The sequence below is a fragment of the Vibrio sp. THAF64 genome (assembly GCF_009363455.1).
Classification (GTDB): domain Bacteria; phylum Pseudomonadota; class Gammaproteobacteria; order Enterobacterales; family Vibrionaceae; genus Vibrio; species Vibrio coralliilyticus.
Map to the genome: position 1 here is coordinate 2,417,513 of NZ_CP045355.1, position 25,017 is coordinate 2,442,529.

Below are 25,017 nucleotides of genomic sequence, written 5' to 3' on the forward strand. Positions count from 1 at the left end.
TGTCTTTATAGCTCTTCAATCAGTTCTTGAGCTTCTGACTTGTCTTGCTCAGCTTGTCCAAAGCCTCTTAGACCAACCACATGAACATGCTCATGGTCTTTAAATACTTTACGCACTAGCTTGTAAGTGGTGCCCTTCTCTGGGCTGATGTTTTCTGGTGCCGCAATCAACAATTGCATATCCAGACGGTCACACAGTTCAAACAGAGTCGAAATCGACTTAGCATCCAAACGCGCAGCCTCATCGAGGAACAACAGTCGACAAGGAACAATGTCTTTACTGCGTAAACGACGAGATTCTTCTTCCCAGCTCTGAACAACCATCAGAAGAATCGACTGACCCGTACCGATCGCTTCACCCGTAGACAATGCACCAGATTCCGCTTGTAACCAACCATCTGAACCGCGGCAGACTTCAACACTCAGCTCTAGGTAGTTGCGGTAGTCCAGCAGCTCTTCTCCCAGAACTTGCGGGCTGCGTTGCCCCATATCAATATGTGGGTTAACGCGCTGGAACAATTTCGCCATCGCCTCTGAGAAGGTATAGCGAGAGGTCTCAAACAAGTCTTTGTGCTGCTCTTGCTGTGAAGCTAGACCATGAAGCAAAATTTCGTGGCTTTCACGAATCTTCACATTCAAACGAACACCTTTTACCTGACCAAAGGCAATGTTCGACAAGCCTTGGTTTAGCATACGGATGCGGTTTTGCTCACGCTGAATCGTTTTCTTGATGATGCTAGCGACAGATTCAGAACTAATCGCAAGACGATTTTCACGTTGCGTCAGTTCTTCGGTCAATCGCGCCAGCTCCACTTCCATCTCTTCAATGGCCTCAACCGGGTCATCGGTATGGATGATATCCTGACGAATGCGTTCACGCAGATGCTGGTACACTGCGATATAGAACAATACCTTACGCTCAGGGCGTGCATTGTCTTCCGACAGACGCAGGGCATCACGTAAGTCATCGTTATCTGCCACCGCCAGACGTAACGCACCCAACGATTTATCCGACATCGAGCGTAGTTCATCCGCTGACATATAAGCAAGCTCACGTTTATGCAGACGACGTTCGACATCGTTTTCACGTGCTAAGCGCAGTACTGAGCACCAACCTGCTTTCGCTGCAACCACAAAGGTGCGCAGCTCAATGTACTCTTTCTGAACCTTCTTAAGACGTTTTGCCAGACCTTTCATTTCCAGCTCAGTCGACGTGATGGTACGCTCGTATTCACTCTTACGACTGCGTGACGTATGCAGACGTTCCTGCAGTTCATCTCGACGACGCATGGCGCGCTCTTGTGCGCCTTCGTCTGCAGTAACACCGAACTCTTGAAGCTCTTGCTTAAATTCTTGAACCGTTTCCTGCTTAGCCTGATGAGAACTCTTCAATGAAGCCAAGACTTGGTTGTACTGGTTCATCTGACCTTGAGATTGCTTCAGTTCGTCACGAGAACGTGTACGGTGCCTCTCCACTTCAACAAGCTTAGCTTTAAGCTGTTCACTCAGCTCGCTGCTCTTGTTGAGCAAGTCCACAGAGTCAGAATAAGCAAAGTGATGGCGACGTTCCACCAAGTCAGACAATGCAAAGATCTGCTTCTTAAGTTCCTGTAACTGAATATCCGCTGCCTTATATTCAGCTTCTAACGCATCGAATTGCTCAGGGTCGGCTTCAAGCGCTGAGGCGATTTTTTCCAGTTCAGCGACTGTTTTCGCGTGGCTGCTCAAAAATGCTTTCGCTTCAGACAGTTGAACGATTTTTTCTTCAAGCTCTTCGAAACGTAGTGTCAGTGAATCATCTTCAATCAGCGCCATCATTGGTGCTAACTTATCCAGCGATGACAACGCCTGCTTACTCGTTAACAACTGAGAACGTTGCTGCTGCTCTTTGGCATCCAAATCTGCCAGTACTCGTGACACTTGGTTGCGCTTCTCGCGAGCCACTGTCAGCGATTGCTCTGGATCCGCTTCAAAAGCAACCTGAATGTGCTTAGCAACGAAGTTGTTGAATGCCTGATATAGACGCTGAAGTTTTTGCGAATCGAACGCAGCTTTCGCATGCTGTTCAACCACTTCTTCTCGCTCATTACGTAGCAGCTCTAAACGTTGTTCACGCGCAGCACGTCCAAACAGAGGAATTTCTGGGAAGCGTGAGTAACGCATCTGGCGATCGTTCATGCGAACACAAACCGCCCCTTCCAGTTCTTCAGCATCAAATGAGCTGTCATCAAAGGCATCGATATCGCCTTCAATGATGTAAAGGTCTTCAGGACAATCGTCCAGCTCAATCAGCTTTTCTTCAATACCCGTTAAGTCAGACACCACAATCGCATGACGAGATGGACCGTACATCGCACTGAAATAAGGCGCATCGCCAATGGTGATATCGTCATAGATCTCTGAAAGCAGCACACCACCTAATGTATCAGCCAAGCCTTTCAGACGAGGATCATTGGAGCCACCCGGTGATGCTAACCGTTCAATTTCATTCTCTAAATGAGCACGGCGCTCAGCGAGCTTTTCTTTCGCCAATGACTGCTGCTTTTCTTGCTCCAGTACCACTTGCATGTGGGACATAACAGCCTGGCTGTCATACAGATCAGCACCACTTTGCTCTTTGAGCGTTTCCAACGCGTCGTGAGCTGCAATCCAAGTTGGCGCAATGGCTTCAAGCTTTTTGATTTCGCTAGCAGAATCCTGCTCTAAGCGACGCTGTTCGCTGCGCTGCTCACGTACCTCTTCCTGAGCCATCTCAAGCGATTCAACCTGCATAGCGTGACGTTCACGCTCCTGCTCAAAGGTTAACTCATCAACGAGCTCTGCATGATGTTGCTTCTGATACGCGTCGACTAACTCACAGGCCTGACGCTGTTGATTGAGATTACGTTCTAGATCTCTGTGCTGCGCTCGCCATTGTTGTTCATTTTGTGCAATTTGCTCAGCATCTCGCGCTTGACGAATCGACTCCTTTGCAACTTCAGCAGCATTTTTACGCTCCACTGAGTCGCCAGCAATCTTACGAACCAAGGTAAGCGCCGTCTCAAACTGCTCAACGGCAGCTGAAGACATATCCAGTTTGTGTTTCACCGACAGCAAAGCTGCCGTGCTTTCTGATTCCTGATTTTTCAGCTCAGAGACCAAGGAGTGTGCGCGCTCAGCAGTAAGGTCCTCATCCCCCAGCAAGGTTTTGGCTTTCTCAAGCGCTTGAACTGCTTGTTGGTATTGAAGTGCGCGGGTTTGCTGAACGTCCAACGCTTGCTGATAATCCGCTAACTGAGTCTTAAGGCTATCTACCTCTTCTTCTGCAACCGTCGCTTGCTCTTCCATCATCAGAACACGTTCTTGCGCTTCTTCAACGACCATCAACTGTTCTTCAAGTCGTTCGCTGAGCTCTTCAAGATCTTCTTGGTAGCGCTCGATCTTTTCCTGCTGACGCAACGCATTCTGGACAAGCTGTAAGTGGTCGGAAGCCGCTTGATAGTCTTGCTCTAAAGCCGACTCGGACTCCACCAGCAGTTCAAGCTCTTCTTGAACGCGATTAAGTAAATTGTTTTGCTCAACCAGTGTTTCACGTGAGCCAAACAATTCTGAGCGCAGAGATAGAGTCTGCTCAAGCTTGTTACGACGATCGTTTGCATGGCGCATGTAGTCAGCCGCCACGTAATTTGTCGATTCGGTGATCAGATGTTTAAACAGGTCTCGATCTGCTTGAGTGGTTTTGATCGCTTCAAGCGTCATGCGGTTTTCACGCAACGCCGATTCCATGTCTTGAAAAGCTTTCTTTACTCCGCCATTCTGAGGCAGTAGGTAATCGCGTAATGAGCGGGTAATCGCACTCGAAATACCACCGTACAGCGACGCCTCAATCAAGCGATAGAACTTAGAACGGTCACTGGAGTTACGCAATTTCTTAGGAATCACGCCAAATTCAAACATTTGTGCGTGGTATTCGACAATTGAATTGAAAGTCTTAAGCTGAACACCTTCGTGTTGCGCGACTGACTCTTTGATTGCGTTGATCTGACGAACACGCGCCTGAGTCGCAGAAACACTTTCAATCAGAATATCCGTCGGCTTCACACTGCTTGGCAGCCCTTGAATCACGAACGGTTTGATATCCACTTTCTTATCACGACCCGCGACCTGCTGCAGCTTAACCGCAAACAGTAAGCGCTGATTACGTGAATTCACAACATCCAATGCCGCATAACACGCACCTGGCTGCAATTTACCGTAGAGGCCTTTGTCACGTGAAGACTGGCTACTGCCCGCCTCGGTCGTATTTCGGAAATGCAGCAGCGTCTGGTCAGGTATCAAGGCTGTAATGAATGCCGCCATTGTGGTTGATTTACCTGCACCATTACCCCCGGATAACGTGGTAACTAAGCCATCAATGTCAAAGGTTCGTGCAAAGAAGCCGTTCCAGTTGACCATGGTCAGCGATTGATATTTACCTCTTTCAATCATGCTTCACCTTCTTCTAATTTTTCTGATTGAGATGACTCATCACCTTGTTCTGATTCTGCCAGTAAGCTGCCTTGGCTTGGCTCTTTGGTATGCACAACTGCTTCACCATCACGGATCAAGCGTAACTGCGCTTCACGCATGTCGTCGCCCACACGGACATCAGCACCAAAGCGGAATACCGATTCACTGATACTGAATTTACCGGTTTCGCCAATGTTGATGATCATGCCCAGACGGCGTAAACGACGCAGAGAAGTGCGAACTTTTTCAAACAGTTTTTCTTTATCTAAATCTGAACCAGTCGCACGGTTGGTGACCAGCTTCATCAGCTTTTTCTCATCAGATAAAGCCAACAGCTCTTCATACAGTTCCTGATTGGTAAAGATTCCCTCGTGAGCTAGACGCTCTGGGCTTAGGTAGAGGAAACACAAGACCTTGCCCACCAGCATGTCGAGCTCAGACAGCACACTGCGGTTAATCAGAGACGTAGAGCGAGGGCGAAGGTAGAAGAAACCTTCTGGTGCTTTGACCAACTCAGTGTTGTAGCGTTGGTAAAATGAAGAAAGCTCAACTTCAAAGTCAGACAGCAACGCGTGATTGTCGAGATCTTCGGTAGAAATATGACGTCCGGCACGAAGCATGCTGTCTAGCGCCGGGAAAAGTGGATTTGAAATCGCTTTTGCCAGATTTTCTGACATGTAATCATTAGTATCGGTCGATGACATTTGCTTGTACCTTTGCTCCGTATTCGTTAATTGCCTGCCAGTCTGGCTGAATCGCTTGATAATCCGATTCGGAGTAACCCAGACGTACTGCTTGATCAATGACGATACGAGCTAAATCGAAATGATGAGTGCGCGGATGCTGTGCTAGATAGTCGCGTAATACAGCTCCAAGATGGATAGCTGTACCCTGCTCTTTATGTACTTTGAGCATGTCACCTATGCGCTCAGAAAGCTCATCATTCACTTGTTGGAATTCTTCATACTCCACTTCCAGAGGCACTTGTCCGGTCACTTCGTCATCTCGAAGAACCAGTGCTTCATCGCGGAGATCGACTAACCTTTCTGCATCGGCATAAGTGAGATACCAAGGTGTGTCGAAGTAGTCTTTGACTGACTGACGCAAACGCGTGCTGAAGGCACGGTTCTTATCCATGTCAATTGCGGTGCGGATAAACTTATGGACGTGTCTGTCGTATCCAATCCATAAATCAATCGCTTGTTGGCCCCAGCTTGTGATGCGATCTAGTTTCATCTGTAAGCCAAACAAGGCCTCCTCAATAAATTCCAGTTCATCTTGTCCGTAAACAATTTCCTGAATATCAAGGATTTGAGTTTGTAGCTCGTCGCTGGCTGCTTGCAATGTATCTTGCAACTCACGCAAGGTGCTAGACGTTTCAGATAACAACTCTTCACAGTTGTTGATCGCTTCACGCCAATCTTTGTTCAGTAGCTCAGCAATCTGCACTTTGACGGACTGTTGCTGCTCATCCATAACACGTTGGTTGAGATCAATTTGATCGAATATCTCACCCACGGAATATTTGAGCACGCCATAAACGTTCTTTTTCCAGTGCCCCGGCGTCCCGCCTTGCTGAGCAGATTCAATCGCTTTCGCCATTTCATCCGCCACCATCGACAACTGAATTGAGAGGCGTAACTTAGAAAACTCACGATGGCGAACATAATAGTCCGTAATTCCAATCGCGAGCGGCGACAAGCGATAAATACTTGCGCCATCATTCACTTCACTGGTAAAGCGGCTAATCAGCCTCTGCTTTACCATCTCATTAATCGCGTTGTTAGCCCGAAAAGCCGACGCTTCTCCGGTATCCTCAAATAATCGAGTGACGATAGTAAATGCGTCGTGCAATTCACCTTCACCCAATTCTTCATCAAACCTCTCATTGCTAAGGACTGCAATAGCGATGAGAAATGCGAGACGTTCAGTCGGCAGGTTTAATGAGAAATCGTGCTGCTTTACCCAGCCAACCAATTCATCAATGGGTTGCTCAGCAGCGTTGAGAGTCATCTCACTCATTATTATTCCTGTTCTTCTTTCTTTTTGGCCCATACATGTATGTATCGGCCTAGCGAGAGGTAGGGCTCTTGTCGACACAGCTGTCGCTCAAGTGCCACCACATCTTCTGTCTTATAGTCGCCCATGTATTCTCTGTTTCCGATGTAATCACTAAAACAGCGAATACCAGCTTTGCCACAGATTTCAAAGCCAGCGTCCTCGATCCACTTGTAGACCTCTTCTGGTTTAAGCCCTTTCTGCGGCTGTAACTTAAATCGTTTTCGATGCGGCATACCCTCTAATACATGAGGAATGTTGCCACATACGACATTCTTGTAGACCAGACCATGATGGTTGTAGAACATGATGGAAGCTGCGCCCCCCGGTTTCACCTGCTCAAGCACCGTTTCTAAAGCGGGTTTCGGGTCTGCCAACCACTCCATCACAGCATGGAACATGGCCACATCAACGGGCTGCTCCAGATGCTCTGCAATGTTCTGAACTGGCGAATGAATCAAGCGATACTGCTCAAGCAAGCCATTTTTTTCAATATCCTGCTTGGCTAGTTGCAGCATTTCCAAAGATAGATCACATAAAGCGACGCGATGTCCGAGTTTAGCCAGCTTTTGCGACATTTGTGCTAAACCACCGCCAGCATCCAGCACATCGAGGCTTTTCCTGCTACCATTAACCGCACAAAGTAGTTGTTCAAGTTCTTCCCAAACAATGACTTGGCGTATCTCTCCTTTATCGGAGCCGTAGATGTTTTTTGCAAATTTGTGGGCAATATCGTCGAAATTGCGGTCTTCAGTCACGGCGGCTTAGGTTATCATGTCGAATCGTGCTGCTATTCTGTCATAAGAAAGGCAGATATAAAGAGGGATTCTCTTAAATTAAAATCAATTGGTGTTTTTTCGGACTATTTAAGTATGTTTGAGCTGAAAAAAGTGGTGTCATCCCTTTTAATGCCTTTGCCAGCAATGCTGATCATCGGTTTTTTAGGTCTGATGCTGATTATGTTTACAAGGAAGCAAAAAACAGGCTGTTTTGTTGTTCTATTCTCTTTCATTGGCATTTTTCTCATTGCATTCCAGCCAGTTTCATCTCGTCTCCTGATGCCACTTGAGCGTCAGTATTCTGCATTTTTTCCTGTCGATGAGACGATCGACTACGTTATGGTCTTGGGCAGTGGTCATGTGGTGGATGATAAAATTCCGCCCACTTCTGAGCTTAGTCGCACCGGCCTGATGCGATTGGCAGAAGGTATTCGCATTATGCGCATCTATCCGGGGTCTAAATTGATCCTGTCTGGGTACGCCGGAGGGTCTGAAGTCAGTAACGCACGTATGATGGCGAAAGTGGCTCTAGCTCTGGGGGTTTCAAAATCCGATATTATTTTGCTCGAAACCGCAAAAGATACGTGGGAAGAGGCAAGGCAAGCGGCGGCATTTGTTAAACGCAAAAAGTTGGTTGTGGTGACATCAGCCAGCCATATGAAGCGCGCGCTGAATGAATTCCATTCTGCGGGCCTTAAACCTTACCCTGCTCCGACTAACTATTTGGCGCACGATAAGGTGACACAGGCTTGGGCAAAATACGCACCGAAGGCAGTCTATCTAGAGCAAACAGAGCGCTATTGGCACGAAACATTAGGCCGTATCTGGCAATCTCTGCGTGACTGGGCATCCGATTACGAAGAGAAAGCAATACAAGCTTCCGATAGTAATGTTTAATTAAAAAAATACCGAGGGCATGCCTCGGTATTTTTTTGCTTGTCTGTTTAGGTCAATCACCCGCAAACATGTACCCTTCACCATGGACGGTAACAAAGATTTGTGGGTTCTTGGGGTCAAATTCCATCTTAGCGCGCATGCGTCGAATTAACACATCAATAGTACGATCATTAGGTGCATCGACTCTGTGACTAATCATATTAAGGATACGTTCACGGCTCAGTACTTGATTCGGGTATGAGGAAAGAGCTACTAACAGCTCGTATTCTGCTTTGGTCAGTTTCACGGGCTCGCCATTTTTACTCAGAGCGCGACGCTGAACATCGAAAGTCCATTCCGCAAAACGTACCACATTACCTTCATTTTTATGCTGCTCATTGACGTCGATGGCATTGCGAGCAGCGGCAATTCGCCACAATAGGTTTTTAACACGAACAAGCAGTTCACGAAGTTCGAACGGTTTGGTTACATAATCGTCTGCGCCCATTTCTAGACCTACGATTTTATCAATGCTATCCGTGCGTCCTGTTACCAGGATAATTCCAATATCCGACTGACTGCGAAGTTCGCGAGTGAGCATCAACCCATCTTCACCAGGAAGATTGATATCAAGCATCACTAAGTCAATCGCATGATTTTGTAGCGTGTCGCGCATTTGCTCGCCGCTTTCGGCTTCGCTGACCTGATAACCTTCATTTTGAAAGTACCCAACCAACTTGCTGCGAGTCACTGCGTCATCTTCAACTACTAATACGTGATAGCTCATTTACACCACTTAATTACACTTGGAATTGTCTTCACTTGTATTCTATTCATAATCAGTAACAATTCTAGTCTTTGTCCGCTTACTATCCAGAAACCTGAGTGTTTATTGATTCAAAACAAACCTAGTCTCTGGCGTTCATAACTTTCCATTTTTGCACTCAACCTGAAACAACCACCATTACCGCTATTCATTTTTATTCGTTAAACTAATAGGTAGAATTTTCAGGAGTCTGAACTAATGCAAGAAATCAAAGCATTCAACGAAAAACGTGCCGAAATATACTGGTGGCTGTCGAGCCTTTATGCCAAAGAGCTCACAGAAGATAACCTTCAGCAGTATCACTCAGCAGAGATCCGATCTTTCTTGACCGGACTTGGTGAAAACTCCCACCTTAAGCCAGCAATAGAGCGCGTAATTGACGCATTAAATCGACTGATGGATCGCGATGATGCACAACTGGAACTCGCCGCTGATTTCTGCGATTTGTTTCTAAAGTCAGATAAGGATTCCGCACTGCCTTACGCGTCAATGTACATTGGCAAGTCTGGCCTGCTCAATGATCAGCCTGCTACTGATATGGAAAAGCTGATGGCAGAGCATGGCATCGAGGTCGAAAAGGGTCTTAATGAACCAGCTGACCATATCGCTATTGAGCTCGATTTCCTTGGCAATCTGATCATCCGTTCTAATGAGTTAGAGCAAGACCGACATATGGAAGAAGCGTTTTCAGAGCAAGAGCAATTTATCCAGCAACAGCTCCTCAGCTGGATTCCACAATTTAGTAAAAAGTGTCAGGCGTTAGATGAGTTTGGATTTTATTCTGCAGTTTCATTGCTGTTGATCGCCTTTCTTGAGTTGGATTGTGCCTATCTGAAAGGCGAGTAACCATATAGTAATTGTGTGATACATAACTTATCACTGTTACGTTTTTTATTTGCTCTTCTGTTGTTTGCGGTCTAAAATCGTGACCGCAAACGATAAAAACGAATGAACTAGAGACAAACCGCTGAATACAGCGGTTTTTGTGTTTCTGATACTTTCTGCCAAATTATTCTACAATCTGAATATGCTTCCTGGCAGTCATCGACAGGACAGAACCTTATGGCCACTATAAAAGACGTGGCACGCTTAGCTGGCGTGTCTACTACAACCGTTTCTCACGTAATTAACAAAACTCGCTTTGTTGCTGAAGCGACTCAGGAAAAGGTAATGGAAGCCGTTACCGAACTGAATTACGCCCCCAGTGCTGTTGCCCGTAGCTTAAAGTGCAACAGTACACGCACCATTGGTATGCTTGTTACTCAATCTACCAATCTGTTCTTTTCTGAAGTCATCGATGGTGTTGAGAGCTACTGTTATCGTCAAGGCTACACTTTGATCTTGTGTAACACTGGTGGTATTTACGAAAAGCAACGCGACTACATTCGCATGCTGGCAGAAAAGCGTGTCGATGGCATTTTGGTTATGTGTTCTGACCTGACTGAAGAACTGAGCGAAATGCTGGACCGCCATAAAGACATCCCAAAAGTAGTTATGGACTGGGGCCCTGAGAGTTCTCAAGCCGATAAGATCATTGATAACTCAGAAGAAGGTGGCTACCTCGCGACGAAATACCTTATCGATAACGGTCACAAAGACATTGCTTGCTTAAGCGGACACTTTGAAAAGGCAGCTTGTCAGGAACGCATCCTAGGATTCCGTCGTGCAATGGATGAAGCGAATCTAACCGTGAAAGAAGATTGGATTCTTGAAGGTAACTTCGAATGTGATACTGCGGTATTAGCGGCAGACAAAATTGTCGCCATGGACGACAAGCCAACCGCAGTATTCTGCTTCAACGATACTATGGCACTTGGCTTAATGAGTCGTCTACAGCAGAAAGGTATTCGCGTACCTGAAGATATTTCTGTGATTGGTTACGATAACATTGAGCTTGCAGAGTACTTCTCACCACCGCTAACAACGGTTCACCAACCTAAACGTCGTGTTGGTAAAAACGCGTTTGAAATCCTTCTAGAGCGTATCAAGGACAAAGAACACGAAAAGCGTGTATTCGAAATGCACCCTGAAATTGTCGTGCGTGATACGGTGTACAACTTAAACAAATAGCATGCTCAATAGTCCGACTAATAACTCAATCTATTAGTCGGACATATCATTTTCACGCAATTTCCTTGAACCAAGATCACATTTGATCAATAGAGATGTGATACTTACCTCAAATTTTATTTATCCTTAAAATGTTCGACTAATGCCACGAACAGGGCAAACCACTTCGAAAGAGTGGGACGCAAAGCTTCCGGCCTGACTCAGGAGACTGAAAGGTAGCGGGGTTGCCGATGGGCAAAAATGCAAACGATCCGTATCGTTTAAAACAGTACACTGTAATTGTTATCTAGAGCTAAGTAACTAACGTGTGAGTTTTATTTCGGTATGACACCTTACTGACACTTTATCTGCATTATTTTGCTATTCTCTCGGACCTGAATTTGGTGGCGTATAATAATATACACCGAGATAACACAGCATGGATAAACCAATACTTAAAGACTCGATGCGGCTTTTTGATCAGCTTGGTCGTATAAAATCGCGTTCGATGTTCGGCGGATTCGGAATCTTCGCAGACGACACAATGTTCGCATTGGTGGTCAACGATAAGCTTCACATCCGCGCGGATGACAAACTGGCTAGTCAATTCAAATCTGAAGGCTTAGAACCCTACGTTTATAAAAAACGAGGTTTTCCGGTCGTTACCAAATATTTCGCTTTAACTGACGATGTGGCTTCCTGCCCAACTCGTGCTCTCGCCCTCGCACAAAGTGCATTGGCGATAGCTAAGAAAGAGAAAACGTCGCAGGCTAAAACACGACCAAATCGCCTCAAAGACCTACCGAACCTCCGTCTGGCAACAGAACGAATGCTAAAGAAAGCAGGTATCGATAGCGTTGAAAACCTTGAAGAGGCAGGTTCAGTAGAAGCGTTTAGGGCCATTCAGGCAACGCACTCTGCTGAGGTCTCTCTTGAATTGCTATGGGCGCTTGAAGGGGCGATTAACGGAAAACACTGGTCAGTGATTCCACCAGAGCGACGACAAGAGCTGGTCAACAAACTGAACAACTGATCGACAAAATTGATGAAAAGCCAACCACTCAGGTTGGCTTTTTTATTGTTTGTGAAATTTAATCTTTGCCAAACGGTTCTTATTTGTTAACAATTTTTATTGAGTCGAAAGCCTGAGACTCGAAACAGAGGAAGTCGTTATGAATAAGAAACTTGTGTTGGGTGTCCTGCTGGTTGGCCTGATCGTTTTTCTCGGTATTAACTTTGGTCAATACCTCACCTTAGAAAACGCGAAAGCCCAACAAATAGCGCTTTCTGAATACATCAATAACAACTTTGTGCTTGCAGCCGTTACTTATTTCTTGGCTTATGTCGCCATTACCGCCTTTTCGATCCCTGGTGCAGCGGTGGTCACTCTCCTCGGCGCAGCTTTGTTTGGTTTCTGGACCAGTCTACTACTTGTTTCTTTTGCCAGTACCATAGGTGCGACACTAGCCTTTTTGAGCAGTCGTTTCCTCTTGCGTGACTGGGTTCAGAGTAAGTTTGGTGACAAGCTGAATGCCATCAACCAAGGCGTTGAAAGAGACGGTGCTTTTTACTTGTTTTCATTGCGCCTGATCCCCGTGTTCCCGTTTTTCCTGATCAACCTTCTAATGGGTCTGACACCACTTTCAACAGCGAGATTTTATCTCGTTAGCCAGTTAGGTATGCTGCCAGGCACTGCGGTGTATCTGAATGCAGGTACACAATTGGCACAAATTGACAGCTTGTCAGGAATCGTATCTCCGTCTGTCTTAGCCTCATTCGCACTACTAGGGCTTTTCCCTGTCATTGCTAAATGGGTGATGGCAAAAATTAAAGGCGCGCCTCAAGCACAAAATGGGAGCCCTTCTTGAAGATATTCACCGCCAATAACCCACCAGAAGCTCACATTGTTTGCGAGCTTCTTAAATCAAACTGCATTCCATGTGAAGTGCGAGGAGAAGGTATGTTTGGCTTGCAGGGTGAAGTCCCTTTCGGTGAAAACTCCCAACCCTATATATGGCTTCTCGATAGCAAGATGTATAATCAAGCCAGCGCTATCATTGAACAATATATGCAGCAAACACTGGTTGGCTCGGAATGGCAATGTGAGGAATGCGGAGAAACTAACGAAGCACAATTCGCTATCTGCTGGCAGTGTGGTGCCGCTGGCCCTGCTTAGTTGGTAATGGCTTGTTGTTTAATGAAGGCAATAGAGTGTTGATTAAATTCTTCTGGACGCTCTACGTTGCACACGTGGCCACAATCGGGAATTTCCAGTAGCGTACTTTTCTGGTGCGCTGCGACCATTTCTTTGACCGGGCGAATAAACATGTAGTCCCTTTCCCCCATTAGATACAATGTAGGAATTGGTAATTCACGCTCTTTAAAGTATCGCATCATCGGATTCACATCAGCCGTGAGAATAAACCAACGTTTAAACTCTTTCTGGCATAGCTTCTTCGCTTCGCGGATAAACAGGTGGCGGGATTCTTTTTGTGTACGCTGTGGCATGACGATATAAGCAAATAAGCTGTACAACCACATATAAGGCACGATGTGCTTACACAAGTTACCCAGCTTCACCAAAACTTGTGAACGCGTGTTCAAACGCGTTACAGCGCCTCCTAGAACCATAGACTTAACCCGGCCAGTCGACATCTCTGCCAAGTTTCTTACGATAATGGTTCCTAAAGACATACCAACGAAATGCGCTGATGTAATCTTTAAATGGTCCAAAACCTTAAGAATATCCGCGGTAACCGCTTTGAATGTATAACGATTTGAGATCAACTCTTTGATGAAAGGGTTAGACTTACCGTGTCCACGAAGATCCACCAACAGTAAGTTAAAATGCTGTCGATAAGCTTTGATCTGCTTGAACCAGATAGATGAACTGCCACCTGCACCATGCACAAAAACCACCCACTCATTACTGGTTGGGTGCAAATATGTTTTATGGAAGAGAAGCGTTTCGCTCATATTCTCGCAATCAGTTAGGTCAATAATTTTGTGTCGGGCAGAGTATCACAAACTCTCTATCTTTTAAGTCAGCTTATGCCAATTAAGCCCACAATTACCACAAATTAACCCTAAATTTAACTCAAAAAAGGCGCCATATAGGCGCCTTTTTTCATAGTAATTGTTATCAATCTAATGCACTGTGATACAAACTCAAATACTCATCCGCCGCTTTGTTCCAGCAAAAATCTTGTTGCATTGCGTATAACTGAACACGCTTGAGTTCACCGGGCTGCTGAGCGTACAACAGCAATGAGCGTTGCAGCGTTAAAAGCAGTTCTTTAGGCTCTGGCAGTTCAAACACAAAGCCAGTAGCGGTCTCTGGATCAGCATCATAATCGTTAACACTGTCTTTTAATCCTCCAACACCCCGAACAATCGGCAATGTGCCATAAGCCATGCTGTAGATCTGGTTTAAGCCACAGGGTTCAAACTCAGACGGCATTAGGAAGAAATCAGACCCAGCTTCCACCAGATGAGCCAATTCGTTGTCGTAGGCCTCTATAAACTTGAACTTATCACTGTGTAAGGCTTCGATATCTTTAAGCTTAGATGCCAGAACTGGGTCACCTGTACCAACAATGACCAGCTGAACCTCATAACGCAAAAACTGGTCGAGTATCGGCAGTAAGTAATGGACACCTTTCTGGTTCGTCAGCCGACATACCATGCCATACACTGCGCCGTCATTTTCTGCTAAGCCAACGCGCTCCTGAAGAGCTCGCTTACAGGCTTTTTTGCCGCGCACCATACTTTGACGATTCGCCTTGTAATTGGTTGGCAAGTAATGATCAGTCTCCGGATTCCAAGCAGAATAGTCACAGCCGTTCAATATACCAACTAAGTCGCCTTCTCGCTGTTTGAACTCAGCAGCCATACCATGGCTACCTAGTTCTGTTTTGAGCTCTTCTGCATAAGTTGGGCTGACTGCATTGATCTTGTCAGCATTCATCACACCCGCTTTTAACATGGTTACGTGTGTTGAGCTTACTGCCGCGTCCGGTGCGTAGCGAGTATGCATTTCAGGCAAAACCTGAAGCTCCTCGTAGCTGAATACACCTTTAAATACCGCATTGTGCACAGACAGGATACTTCTGGTTTGTGCAAAAAAGTCTGTGCGGCCATATCGGTGTTTGAGCAGATAAGGGACAAATCCCGTATGCCAGTCGTTAGCGTGAATAATATCCGGTTGGAAACCCAGCTTAGGCAACATATCCAGACAGGCAGCACTAAAGAAAGCGAAGCGCTCACCATTGTCGCTGTATGCCTGATTGTTTTCGGCATACATCTCTGGACGATCAAAGTACTTAGGACAATCAATCGCGTAGGCTTTTAAGCCTGCAACGTGCAGCTCCCGAACCAAATACTCAGTATGAGGCCAGTGCGCGAGTGTCGTCTTCAACACCACTGGAGCTGATGTGACTTGAGGAATTTTTTGATAAGCAGGTAATGTTACTCGTACATCTTGATTAAGTTTGAGGAGAGCCTCGGGTAGCGCCTTGGCCACGTCGGCCAAGCCACCACTCTTGATGAGTCCTTCAACTTCCGATGCTACAAACAGAATAGATAAATTCTTAGTAGCCAATTCGTGCTCCTTTAGGAATGACAACAATACCATCATCAGAGACGTGGAAGTGCTTTTTGTCTTCCGTGAGGTTCACACCAATTTGCGTACCAGGTGCAATATCTGCGTCTTTGTCGATGATGACGCGACGTAGTACACAACCCTCGCCTACTTTCACGTCGCCCAAAAGGATACTTTCGCTAATATCACACGCAGATGCAATATTACTGCGGAAACCTAGTACAGATTTTTCGATTCGTGAGCCACGAACATAACTGCCGTTACATACTAGACTGTCAATGATCTGCACACGGCCATTATCCGAGTCAGTAAATGTTGCAGGCGGTAGTGCTGGGTAAAATGTGTGAAGAGGCCACTTTCGGTTATAAAGAGAGAATGGAGCATCTTTCTCAAGCAAGTCCATGTGCGCCTGCCAGTAGGCATCAATCGTACCGACATCACGCCAATAAACTTCTTCTTTCTCGCCAGTAATTCGGTTGGTACTGAAATCATAAACAAACACATCACCACGCGGGAACATTTTTGGAATGATGTCTTTGCCGAAATCGTGAGAAGAGTCTGGGTTATCCGCGTCTTCAATCAGTTCAGCAAACAGTGGTTGGGCTTCAAATACATAGTTACCCATTGAAACCAACGCATGTTGAGGATCACCAGGAATCGGCTTAGGCTGCGCTGGCTTCTCTTCAAAGCCGATCATTCGTCCGTCTTCATCTACTTCAATAACACCGAACTGAGAAGCCTCAGACAGTGGCATACGCAATGCCGAAACCGTCAGTGATGCTTGTTTTTCTTTATGAAAATCGAGCATCTGTTTGATGTCCATTTTATAGATATGGTCAGAACCAAAGATGCACACTTGATCGGGCTCAGCCAACTCCATAAAACGTAAGTTCTGATAGATCGCATCCGCCGTGCCTTCATACCAACGTTTACCGGTGCGCATCTGCGCAGGGATTGGGTCGATGAATCGATCAGTGATGCCACTGATATTCCAACCTTTCTTAAGGTGATGGAACAGGGATTGGGATTTAAACTGAGTCAACACATAGATGCGCATCAAATCAGCATTAACGAAGTTGTTTAAAGCGAAATCAATAAGACGGTAACTACCGCCAAAAGGAACCGAGGGCTTGCTACGAGACTCTGTCAACGGACGAAGGCGTGAACCTTCACCACCAGCAAGGATCATTCCTAAAACACCAGCCATTATTTATTCTCCATAATAATTTTTAATTGCGGATAAGTTTCTATTTCGGGGACTTATCTTTGTCTTCCTAGTTGCTAGTCTGATTTCACGCAGACATACGATATGGAATGCTTAGCCTGTTTTTTCGAACATAAATCCATTTTATGTTTCGTCTAATAATCATCAATTCTTTGTGCACAGGGTTTACTATAAATTACCGTATTTCGTTAAATTTACAATTTAAAAGATGCTATACCTTGAACGCGACAAAGTTTACTTTGCCCTGCCCTGAAGCAGCTCACAGAATCAAGGGCTTTTAACACAAGCCGTTAACACGACGCATACAAAGTGGTGACTTTGATCGCAGTTCACAATTTATTGCCAAGATGATATTACGAGCAGATGGCAGTTTCATGAATCACCTAATCCGAATGCATTTCTTAGCTAATCCATTGTTCTGAACAATATCCATTGATTACTCAACGAATAATAAAAAAGCAGCCTAAAGAGGCTGCTTTTTTAAATGTAGGATTAATGGCTTTACTTTGCGGACTTCTTACGCTTATCGGTAATTTCCCATTTACCATCGATATACAACGCTGTGTAGCCTGATGGTTTGCCATCAACCTCAGATCGAACATAGTTCTCTTTCGATTTGCGGCTGAAACGCACTACCATAGGAAGACCGTCTGGATCTTTTTCAGGCGCTGTTGTCAGATAATGGAATTTAGGAGAAATACGATCTTTAAATCGAACCAACTCTTCTACAAGAGGAGCACGAGTTTCACGCGATTTAGGGAAAGTACTTGCCGCCAAGAACAGACCAGAAGCACCATCACGCAATACAAAGTATGCATCTGAGTTTTCACACGGTAACTCAGGAAGATGAACTGGGTCTTCTTTAGGCGGTGCAACTTCACCGTTTTTAAGGATTTTGCGCGTGTTCTTACATGTCTCGCTAGTACAGTCCATGTATTTACCAAAGCGACCGTTCTTCAGAACCATGTCACTGCCGCACTTATCACACTCAACGACAGGGCCATCGTACCCTTTCACCTTGTATTCGCCATGCTCAACGATGTAACCATCACAATTAGGGTTGTTACCACACACGTGTAGCTTACGCTTATCGTCGATCAGGTAAGCGTCCATTGCGGTTTCACAAATCGGACAACGCTTTTTCGCACGAAGTGCTGCTGTTTCAACGTCTTCTTCTAAAACGTTAATGATGCCTTCTTCGTCACCCAAATTGATGGTGGTCTTACAACGCTCTTTTGGTGGTAATGCATAACCTGAACATCCAAGGAATACACCTGTCGATGCTGTTCGGATACCCATTTCACGAGAACAAGTTGGACACTCGATATCGGTGTAGACGATATGGTTTGGCTTCATGCCACCATGATCTTCATCCTGCTCCGCTTTTTCCAGATCTCCAGTAAAGTCACCAAAGAAGTTATCCAGAACCTTCTTCCAGTTCGCTTCACCTTCAGCAATTTGGTCAAGCTTTTCTTCCATGCGAGACGTAAACTCATAGTTCATCAACTCATGGAAGCTATCATCCAAGCGATCCGTTACGATTTCACCCATTTTTTCAGCGTAAAATCGACGTTGTTCAACTTTAACGTAACCACGATCCTGAATGGTCGAAATGATAGACGCATACGTTGACGGACGGCCAATGCCTCTCTTCTCAAGCTCTTTAACCAAAGCCGCTTCAGTGAAACGTGCAGGCGGTTTGGTAAAGTGCTGTTTAGGATCTAATTGAATCAAATCAACCTTGTCACCAACCTGAACGGCAGGCAGGATCTGGTCTTCATTCTTACCTAGTGGACGTTGAACACGAGTCCAACCATCAAACTTAAGAATGCGGCCTTTGGCCTTAAGCGTGTACTCAGCAGCTTTGACGCTCACTGTCGTAGAATCATACTTTGCAGGTGTCATCTGACACGCGACAAACTGATTCCAGATAAGTGAATACAGTTTATGCGCATCCGCTTCCATGCCTTTCAGATCGTCAGCTTTAACTGCCACATCTGAAGGTCGGATTGCTTCGTGCGCTTCCTGCGCACCTTCTTTGCTGCCATACACATTAGGTTTAGCCGGAAGGTAAGCGTCACCGTACTCATCGCCAATGAATCCACGAACGGTTTCTACAGCTTCTGCGCTCAAATTCGTCGAGTCGGTACGCATATACGTGATATAACCCGCTTCATACAGACGCTGAGCTAACATCATCGTTTTCTTAACGCCGTAACCTAAACGAGTGCTGGCTGCTTGCTGAAGCGTTGACGTAATGAACGGAGCAGAAGGCTTGCTCGACGTTGGGCGGTCCTCACGTTTGCAAACTTCGTATGCTGCTTTTTCCAGCACAGCAATCGCTGACTGCGTTTCAGCTTCATTCGACGGCTTAAATGCCACACCATCTTTCTGGGCAACCTGAAGACGGAAATCCGTTTTGTTAGCAGTTTTAGTATCCGCGTGAATATCCCAAAACTCTTCTGGAACAAACGCTTTGATTTCGCGCTCACGCTCCACCAATAGTTTTACCGCCACCGACTGAACACGGCCAGCAGACAGGCCACGCGCGACCTTTTTCCACAACAGTGGTGAAACCATAAAGCCCACAACACGATCCATAAAGCGGCGTGCCTGTTGGGCGTTAACGCCATCCATACTAAGCTCACCCGGTTTCTGGAAAGCTTGTTGAATCGCGTTCTTAGTAATTTCGTTAAAGACAACTCGTTTGTATCGCTCTTCATCGCCACCGATGATCTCACGAAGGTGCCAAGCGATAGCTTCTCCCTCGCGATCCAAATCGGTTGCGAGATAGACGCTATCTGCGTCTTTCGCGAGCTTCTGTAGCTCAGCAACCACTTTTTCTTTACCAGGCAAGACCTGATAATTCGCTTCCCAGCCGTTAAATGGGTCGATGCCCATTTTTTTGATCAGCGCTTTGCGGTCTTTTTCTTTCTTGATTCGAGCTTTCTCTTCAACACTCAAACCTTTCGTAGAGACAGCCGCTGCCTTCTGGCCGGTACTCTGACCTGCGGTAGGTAGATCGCGTACGTGACCCACACTGGACTTAACAATAAAGTCCTTACCTAAATACTTATTGATGGTTTTAGCCTTAGCCGGCGACTCCACAATAACGAGTGACTTACCCATATTGACTCAAGTGTCCTTAATATGATTTCGGCGATTTAACGCACGACATACTTAATATATTGCTTCTTTTTTTACTATTGAGCGAGAAACCAAGAAGATCAATATCTTTTTTTAAATTCAACATTGACTGGTCGACAATTCGACGAATGGTAATTGTCTCGATGCTTAGAAAGTGCCACATACTAAACGTGGCAAAGATGCTTCCGCTAGTACAACAAAAAAATTTTTGCCTTCGGTCACAAAACCCATCGCATTGCCCGTTTAACATTGGGACAAGCTAGATTGATCTGACGCAATTGCTTTCGTTATTAACCCTTCTACAATCCCCTCTATTATATAAACGCGTTGATAAGCGAGTGATAAATATGAGCGAGAAGAAAGTCATTTCCAAATTCGAATTGTTGCTGATAGCCAACCACATCATTCAGGAGCATGAAGACTATGTTGAAGGAATGCGAGCAGACAGCGTCGAAGAAAAAGATGAAGTTTTAGTATTCAAAGGAAATTACTTTTTGGATGATGCAGGTCTGCCAACAGCAAACACTACCGCTGTATTTAATATGTTCAAATACTTAGCGCATCAACTGTCGAAAGAATTTACCTTAGAAAATTAGAAAGCAGAATAAAACCCTGATGACGAGCATCAGGGTTCATTATGTTAGCAGCTCAGTGAAGCCAGCTTGTCAAAGTAATCAGGGAAGGTCTTTGACGTACATTTCGGGTCATTGATCGTTACAGGTGTATCACTCAACGCAACCAGAGAAAAACACATCGCCATACGATGATCATCATAGGTATCAATAGCCGCATGAGTTAGCTGTTGAGGTGGTGTCACAACGATGTAATCTTCGCCTTCTTCCACTTCTGCGCCTACTTTGCGCAACTCTGTTGCCATCGCTGCTAAACGATCAGTTTCTTTCACTCGCCAGTTGTAGACATTACGGATCGCCGTTGTGCCTTTAGCGAACAGTGCGGTAGTAGCAATTGTCATTGCAGCATCAGGGATATGGTTGAAGTCCATATCAACCGCATTCAGTTCGCCAACACGAGAGATAACGTAGTCGTCACCCCATTCGATTTCAGCACCCATCTTTTCTAGCGCATCAGCAAATTGGATATCACCCTGGATGCTCTTCTTACCAATCCCTGTTACTTTAATTTCGCCACCCTTAATAGCAGCAGCAGCCAGGAAATAAGAAGCAGAAGAGGCGTCGCCTTCGACCAGAAAATCACCCGGAGCAACGTAAGACTGACCTTTACGGATGACAAATTCCTGATAGTCATTGTTCTCTACTTCAACACCGAACTGCGACATGATGTGCAGAGTAATATCGATGTATGGCTTCGACACCAACTCACCAACGATTCTAATGGTTACATCGTCTTGTGCCAACGGCGCAGACATCAAGAATGCCGTCAGGAATTGACTTGAGATCGAACCGTCAATTTCAACCGTACCGCCCTTCAGGCCCGTTCCTTTAATTTTCAGTGGAGGAAAGTCTTCATTTTCTAGGTATTCAACATCAGCACCAGCCTGACGAAGGGCTTCAACTAGGTGGCCTATCGGGCGCTCTTTCATACGAGGCTCGCCCGTCAGCACATACTCTCCGCTACCCAAACATAAAGCAGCAGCGAGAGGTCGCATTGCCGTACCTGCATTACCTAAGAAGAGCTCTAATGCTTCCGGAGCATCAAAGGCTTTACCTAGCCCTTCCACTTCGCAAACCGTTTTGTCTTGCGACAACGTATAATTCACACCAAGTTGAGTCAGTGCATTCAGCATATGGCGAATGTCGTCACTGTCTAGAAGGTTAGTTAGACGAGTCGTCCCTTTAGCGAGTGCTGCTAGCAATAACGCACGGTTAGAAACGCTCTTAGAACCGGGTAAGTTGACCTCACCATTGACTTTGTTGATAGGTTGTAACGTAAGGCTTTCCATTAAATTCAGTTATTCCTTGATCGCTTTGCCTTCCTAAGCAAGCGATGAAAAATTCTTCGTAGTTGCAGCCTATCTAAAATCGACATCTAAAACTAGACCAAAATCACAATTAGTCGTGATCTTTTATTTGGCTTATGCAATAGCAATACACAGGGCGAATCAATACTCTTTATCAACTCTAACACCGTTATCGAAATACAGGATTCGTATCTTGTCGCCCCGCTCAAACAACATAGTGTTGTCGACATCCTGAATGACATCGATCAGCTTATCGTCGTCCGTTTTTATCAACAATTCGACCAGCTTGTACTCCACTTTATATTCTTGATTAGCGCGATTGTGTGCAATGCCTGCTCCTGCCACAGCGCCAACGCCAGTGGCGACTTGTTTGCCGGTCCCACCACCAAATTGATTGCCGATAACGCCGCCCACGACAGCACCAAGCAGCGTTTCCCAGCCAGAAGATTCAGCTTTAACAATATCTTGTTGAGTGAGATAGCGAACGGAATCAACTTCACCAAACACGACTTGATTCACAGGTCTGGCTTGATTTCTCTCATATGCTGCATTGGCAACGAGCGGAAAAATGAATAAGATCCAAAGCCATTTTTTCATCATAGTTCTCCTGCGTCATGGCGATTTATTTAACTGAACTCGACGAAGACAAACTTTGGTTTCCATCTCCATACGAAGCCCTAAATGATCCAAATGGGTTGCTTGCATTCGGTGGCGACCTGTCTCCTGACCGTCTATTGCTCGCTTACCAGAATGGGATTTTCCCTTGGTATGGGCCAGGTGAGCCTCTTCTTTGGTGGAGTCCATCACCGAGAGCAGTGTTTGATCCTAAGACATTCAAACCCGCTAAAAGTCTTAAAAAGTTTCAGAAAAAGCATCAATATCAGATCAGCATCAACCTTGCGACCGAGGCTGTTATCGATCATTGCGCATCAATGCGGCCAGAACACGAAACCTGGCTCAATGAAGAAATGCGCGCATCATACAAGAAACTGGCAACGCTAGGGCACTGCCATTCAGTGGAAGTGTGGAAAGATGAAGCGCTTATTGGGGGCTTGTACGGCCTATCTATAGGACAGGTTTTCTGCGGCGAGTCGATGTTCAGCCGAGAAACCAACGCTTCCAAGGTCGCGTTATGGTATTTCTGCGAACATTTTAAGTCGATGAAGGGGCAATTAATCGATTGTCAGGTGATGAATCCACATTTGAAATCCCTTGGTGCTCAGGAACTCGATAGAGATGACTTCATGCAAAGCCTGCTATCCTTAAGACAGGAAAAGGTTGTTGAAAACAGCTTTAAAGCTCAGTGGCTTGAGCTGTCTTCAGGGGAGAATCAATGAGTTCTGATCTGCAACAAATCCGTATCGGGTTAACAGATAGTCACCCTTGTAGTTATCTTCAAGACAAGCAAGAACGTGTTGCTGTGGCCCTAGATCCAACCATGCACACAGTATCAAGTTATGAAGTTCTGCTGGCGAATGGCTTTCGTCGTAGCGGTGATACGATATATAAACCTCATTGCGATCAGTGCCAATCTTGCCAAGCTCTTAGAGTCTCTGTGCCTGACATCCAGCTTTCAAAGAGTCAAAAACGCTTAAGAAATAAAGCCAAACACCTAAAATGGGAATTACGAGATGAAATGATTCCAGGCTGGTTTGAGCTCTATTCAAAGTATATTGAGGCTCGCCATAGCAATGGCACCATGTACCCGCCTAAACAAAATGAGTTTGCCCAGTTTTCACAATGTCACTGGCTCAATACTCAATATCTGCATGTTTATGACCAAGATCGACTCATTGCCATAGCAGTAACTGATATTTTGTCCAACTCAGCCAGCGCGTTTTACACCTTTTTTGACCCAGATTACGAATTATCTTTGGGGACACTGGGGGTGTTGTTTCAGCTCGAATACTGCCAGCAGCAAGGAAAACAGTGGCTCTATTTGGGTTATCAGATTGACGAATGCCCTGCAATGAATTACAAAGTCCGCTTTCAGCGCCATCAAAGGCTAGTAAATCAGCGTTGGCAAGGGTAGAATACGCCCCAACTTTACTTATTTCATTTTTATCGGCGAAATTAGCCGGTTGAAATTATCCATTTTTAAAAGAGGATTAAATGGCTAAAGAAGACGTAATTGAGATGCAAGGCACTGTCCTTGATACTCTTCCAAACACAATGTTCCGTGTTGAGCTAGAAAACGGTCACGTAGTTACTGCTCACATCTCTGGTAAAATGCGTAAGAACTACATCCGTATTCTTACTGGTGACAAAGTAACTGTAGAGATGACTCCATACGATCTATCTAAAGGTCGCATCGTCTTCCGTGCTCGTTAATCTCTGATTGCTTTGCGCAATCCGAATTAGTCGAATACAACAAAAAACGGAGCTCAAAGCTCCGTTTTTTGTTGTCTAGTATTTGTGCTGCTATTTACCGAGCGCTTCTTTGTAATGCTGACGGCACACTGAGACGTAACGGTCGTTACCACCAATCGCTACCTGATCACCTTCAGCAATGGCGTTTCCGTGTTCATCCGTACGAATAACCATGTTCGCCTTGCGTCCACAGTGACAAATAGTTTTCAGCTCAATCAGCTTATCTGCCCAAGACAAAAGGTATTTACTGCCTTCAAATAACTCGCCCAGAAAATCCGTTCTCAAGCCATAACACAGCACTGGGATATTCAGCTTGTCCACCACTTCTGTCAGCTGGTAAACCTGCTCTTTAGTCAAAAACTGGCATTCATCAACCAAAATACAGTGGCGCTTTTCCACCTCGTTTAAGGCGGCAATATCCTGATAGAGATCAGAGTCATGGCGGAACAGTTGAGCATCCGACTGCAAGCCGATACGAGAGCTCACTTTACCGACACCATATCGGTCATCTAACGCAGCGGTAAAAATCACGGGCGTCATGCCTCGTTCTTGGTAGTTAAATGAGGATTGAAGAAGAGTGGTGGATTTACCCGCATTCATCGCAGAGTAATAGAAGTACATCTGAGCCACTGATTGCTACCCATATAAATGTATAAATAAA

General features: G+C 45.5%; 22 protein-coding genes and 1 riboswitch. Of the genes, 10 read left to right on the forward strand and 12 right to left on the reverse strand.

Annotated features, from left to right (window positions below):
• Positions 1-5: 5 nt before the first annotated feature.
• Genes mukB through cmoM form a run of 4 tightly spaced genes read right to left on the reverse strand, consistent with a single transcriptional unit; the run spans position 6 to position 7,303 of the window.
• Entirely contained in the window at positions 6-4,466 is a 4,461-nt protein-coding gene (gene mukB / locus FIU99_RS11055; RefSeq protein WP_006962902.1) for a chromosome partition protein MukB, read from the reverse strand.
• Entirely contained in the window at positions 4,463-5,191 is a 729-nt protein-coding gene (gene mukE, locus FIU99_RS11060) for a chromosome partition protein MukE (protein ID WP_006962903.1), read from the reverse strand. Before mukE ends, mukB begins: the two co-directional genes overlap by 4 nt.
• Positions 5,172-6,509, reverse strand: a complete 1,338-nt coding sequence (mukF, locus tag FIU99_RS11065; protein ID WP_006962904.1) for a chromosome partition protein MukF — start codon at positions 6,507-6,509, stop codon at positions 5,172-5,174. Before mukF ends, mukE begins: the two co-directional genes overlap by 20 nt.
• A gap of 2 nt (positions 6,510-6,511) precedes the next feature.
• A complete protein-coding gene (gene cmoM / locus FIU99_RS11070; protein ID WP_006962905.1) occupies positions 6,512-7,303 on the reverse strand; it encodes a tRNA uridine 5-oxyacetic acid(34) methyltransferase CmoM in 792 nt (263 codons plus the stop codon).
• A 114-nt stretch (positions 7,304-7,417) separates the two neighbouring features.
• Between cmoM and elyC the strand changes: the two genes are divergently transcribed.
• Positions 7,418-8,221 (forward strand): envelope biogenesis factor ElyC, encoded by an 804-nt coding sequence (elyC, locus tag FIU99_RS11075; protein ID WP_019277755.1) that lies wholly within the window; start codon positions 7,418-7,420, stop codon positions 8,219-8,221.
• Between the two features lie 52 nt (positions 8,222-8,273).
• On the opposite strand, the gene torR is transcribed toward elyC, so the two are convergent.
• Complete coding sequence (gene torR, locus FIU99_RS11080) at positions 8,274-8,987, reverse strand: two-component system response regulator TorR (RefSeq protein WP_006962907.1); 714 nt, start codon at positions 8,985-8,987, stop codon at positions 8,274-8,276.
• 237 nt (positions 8,988-9,224) lie between these two features.
• Between torR and torD the strand changes: the two genes are divergently transcribed.
• The 5 genes from torD to FIU99_RS11105 all read left to right on the forward strand — a co-directional run bounded on the left by torD (position 9,225) and on the right by FIU99_RS11105 (position 13,251).
• Positions 9,225-9,872, forward strand: a complete 648-nt coding sequence (gene torD, locus FIU99_RS11085) for a molecular chaperone TorD (RefSeq protein WP_006962908.1) — start codon at positions 9,225-9,227, stop codon at positions 9,870-9,872.
• Positions 9,873-10,088: 216 nt separating this feature from the next.
• Positions 10,089-11,096 (forward strand): HTH-type transcriptional repressor PurR, encoded by a 1,008-nt coding sequence (gene purR, locus FIU99_RS11090; protein ID WP_006962909.1) that lies wholly within the window; start codon positions 10,089-10,091, stop codon positions 11,094-11,096.
• Positions 11,097-11,241: 145 nt separating this feature from the next.
• Positions 11,242-11,328: riboswitch (cyclic di-GMP riboswitch) on the forward strand.
• Positions 11,329-11,514: 186 nt separating this feature from the next.
• A complete protein-coding gene (locus tag FIU99_RS11095) occupies positions 11,515-12,108 on the forward strand; it encodes a TfoX/Sxy family DNA transformation protein (protein ID WP_006962910.1) in 594 nt (197 codons plus the stop codon).
• A 139-nt stretch (positions 12,109-12,247) separates the two neighbouring features.
• Positions 12,248-12,943, forward strand: coding sequence for a TVP38/TMEM64 family protein (locus FIU99_RS11100; RefSeq protein WP_006962911.1), 696 nt, complete (start codon positions 12,248-12,250; stop codon positions 12,941-12,943).
• Positions 12,940-13,251: a DUF2007 domain-containing protein gene (locus FIU99_RS11105; protein ID WP_039952560.1), complete on the forward strand. Its 312-nt coding sequence runs from the start codon at positions 12,940-12,942 to the stop codon at positions 13,249-13,251. The genes FIU99_RS11100 and FIU99_RS11105 overlap by 4 nt, the downstream gene beginning before the upstream one ends.
• Here the strand turns inward: FIU99_RS11105 and FIU99_RS11110 are convergent.
• The 4 genes from FIU99_RS11110 to topA all read right to left on the reverse strand — a co-directional run bounded on the left by FIU99_RS11110 (position 13,248) and on the right by topA (position 20,029).
• Positions 13,248-14,051, reverse strand: coding sequence for an alpha/beta fold hydrolase (locus tag FIU99_RS11110; protein ID WP_006962913.1), 804 nt, complete (start codon positions 14,049-14,051; stop codon positions 13,248-13,250). The genes FIU99_RS11105 and FIU99_RS11110 overlap by 4 nt on opposite strands.
• Before the next feature lie 166 nt (positions 14,052-14,217).
• A complete protein-coding gene (glgA, locus tag FIU99_RS11115; RefSeq protein WP_006962914.1) occupies positions 14,218-15,675 on the reverse strand; it encodes a glycogen synthase GlgA in 1,458 nt (485 codons plus the stop codon).
• Positions 15,665-16,882, reverse strand: coding sequence for a glucose-1-phosphate adenylyltransferase (glgC, locus tag FIU99_RS11120; RefSeq protein ID WP_006962915.1), 1,218 nt, complete (start codon positions 16,880-16,882; stop codon positions 15,665-15,667). Before glgC ends, glgA begins: the two co-directional genes overlap by 11 nt.
• A 519-nt stretch (positions 16,883-17,401) precedes the next feature.
• Positions 17,402-20,029 (reverse strand): type I DNA topoisomerase, encoded by a 2,628-nt coding sequence (gene topA, locus FIU99_RS11125; RefSeq protein WP_006962916.1) that lies wholly within the window; start codon positions 20,027-20,029, stop codon positions 17,402-17,404.
• Positions 20,030-20,394: 365 nt separating this feature from the next.
• Between topA and FIU99_RS11130 the strand changes: the two genes are divergently transcribed.
• Positions 20,395-20,643: a YciN family protein gene (locus FIU99_RS11130; protein WP_006962917.1), complete on the forward strand. Its 249-nt coding sequence runs from the start codon at positions 20,395-20,397 to the stop codon at positions 20,641-20,643.
• Between the two features lie 44 nt (positions 20,644-20,687).
• On the opposite strand, the gene aroA is transcribed toward FIU99_RS11130, so the two are convergent.
• Both aroA and FIU99_RS11140 read right to left on the reverse strand, forming a co-directional pair.
• On the reverse strand, positions 20,688-21,968 hold the full coding sequence (gene aroA, locus FIU99_RS11135; protein ID WP_006962918.1) for a 3-phosphoshikimate 1-carboxyvinyltransferase: 1,281 nt from the start codon (positions 21,966-21,968) through the stop codon (positions 20,688-20,690).
• A 159-nt stretch (positions 21,969-22,127) separates the two neighbouring features.
• A complete protein-coding gene (locus tag FIU99_RS11140) occupies positions 22,128-22,583 on the reverse strand; it encodes a glycine zipper 2TM domain-containing protein (RefSeq protein ID WP_019277764.1) in 456 nt (151 codons plus the stop codon).
• A 17-nt stretch (positions 22,584-22,600) separates the two neighbouring features.
• On the opposite strand from FIU99_RS11140, the gene aat reads away from it, so the two are divergent.
• The 3 genes from aat to infA all read left to right on the forward strand — a co-directional run bounded on the left by aat (position 22,601) and on the right by infA (position 24,317).
• Entirely contained in the window at positions 22,601-23,323 is a 723-nt protein-coding gene (gene aat, locus FIU99_RS11145; protein WP_006962920.1) for a leucyl/phenylalanyl-tRNA--protein transferase, read from the forward strand.
• A complete protein-coding gene (locus tag FIU99_RS11150; RefSeq protein ID WP_006962921.1) occupies positions 23,320-24,018 on the forward strand; it encodes an arginyltransferase in 699 nt (232 codons plus the stop codon). The genes aat and FIU99_RS11150 overlap by 4 nt, the downstream gene beginning before the upstream one ends.
• Positions 24,019-24,098: 80 nt before the next feature.
• On the forward strand, positions 24,099-24,317 hold the full coding sequence (infA, locus tag FIU99_RS11155; protein WP_001040192.1) for a translation initiation factor IF-1: 219 nt from the start codon (positions 24,099-24,101) through the stop codon (positions 24,315-24,317).
• 90 nt (positions 24,318-24,407) lie between these two features.
• Here infA and FIU99_RS11160 read toward each other — a convergent pair whose 3' ends face one another.
• On the reverse strand, positions 24,408-24,986 hold the full coding sequence (locus FIU99_RS11160; RefSeq protein ID WP_021454953.1) for a thymidine kinase: 579 nt from the start codon (positions 24,984-24,986) through the stop codon (positions 24,408-24,410).
• Positions 24,987-25,017 lie beyond the last annotated feature (31 nt).

Coding starts and splice junctions, on each gene's coding strand:
- mukB (WP_006962902.1), bottom strand. CDS start 4,466: ATGATTGAAAGAGGTAAATATCAATCGCTGACCATGGTCAACTGGAAC.
- mukE (WP_006962903.1), bottom strand. CDS start 5,191: ATGTCATCGACCGATACTAATGATTACATGTCAGAAAATCTGGCAAAA.
- mukF (WP_006962904.1), bottom strand. CDS start 6,509: ATGAGTGAGATGACTCTCAACGCTGCTGAGCAACCCATTGATGAATTG.
- elyC (WP_019277755.1), top strand. CDS start 7,418: ATGTTTGAGCTGAAAAAAGTGGTGTCATCCCTTTTAATGCCTTTGCCA.
- torR (WP_006962907.1), bottom strand. CDS start 8,987: ATGAGCTATCACGTATTAGTAGTTGAAGATGACGCAGTGACTCGCAGC.
- torD (WP_006962908.1), top strand. CDS start 9,225: ATGCAAGAAATCAAAGCATTCAACGAAAAACGTGCCGAAATATACTGG.
- purR (WP_006962909.1), top strand. CDS start 10,089: ATGGCCACTATAAAAGACGTGGCACGCTTAGCTGGCGTGTCTACTACA.
- FIU99_RS11095 (WP_006962910.1), top strand. CDS start 11,515: ATGGATAAACCAATACTTAAAGACTCGATGCGGCTTTTTGATCAGCTT.
- FIU99_RS11100 (WP_006962911.1), top strand. CDS start 12,248: ATGAATAAGAAACTTGTGTTGGGTGTCCTGCTGGTTGGCCTGATCGTT.
- FIU99_RS11110 (WP_006962913.1), bottom strand. CDS start 14,051: ATGAGCGAAACGCTTCTCTTCCATAAAACATATTTGCACCCAACCAGT.
- glgC (WP_006962915.1), bottom strand. CDS start 16,882: ATGGCTGGTGTTTTAGGAATGATCCTTGCTGGTGGTGAAGGTTCACGC.
- topA (WP_006962916.1), bottom strand. CDS start 20,029: ATGGGTAAGTCACTCGTTATTGTGGAGTCGCCGGCTAAGGCTAAAACC.
- FIU99_RS11130 (WP_006962917.1), top strand. CDS start 20,395: ATGAGCGAGAAGAAAGTCATTTCCAAATTCGAATTGTTGCTGATAGCC.
- aroA (WP_006962918.1), bottom strand. CDS start 21,968: ATGGAAAGCCTTACGTTACAACCTATCAACAAAGTCAATGGTGAGGTC.
- FIU99_RS11140 (WP_019277764.1), bottom strand. CDS start 22,583: ATGAAAAAATGGCTTTGGATCTTATTCATTTTTCCGCTCGTTGCCAAT.
- aat (WP_006962920.1), top strand. CDS start 22,601: ATGGCGATTTATTTAACTGAACTCGACGAAGACAAACTTTGGTTTCCA.
- FIU99_RS11150 (WP_006962921.1), top strand. CDS start 23,320: ATGAGTTCTGATCTGCAACAAATCCGTATCGGGTTAACAGATAGTCAC.
- infA (WP_001040192.1), top strand. CDS start 24,099: ATGGCTAAAGAAGACGTAATTGAGATGCAAGGCACTGTCCTTGATACT.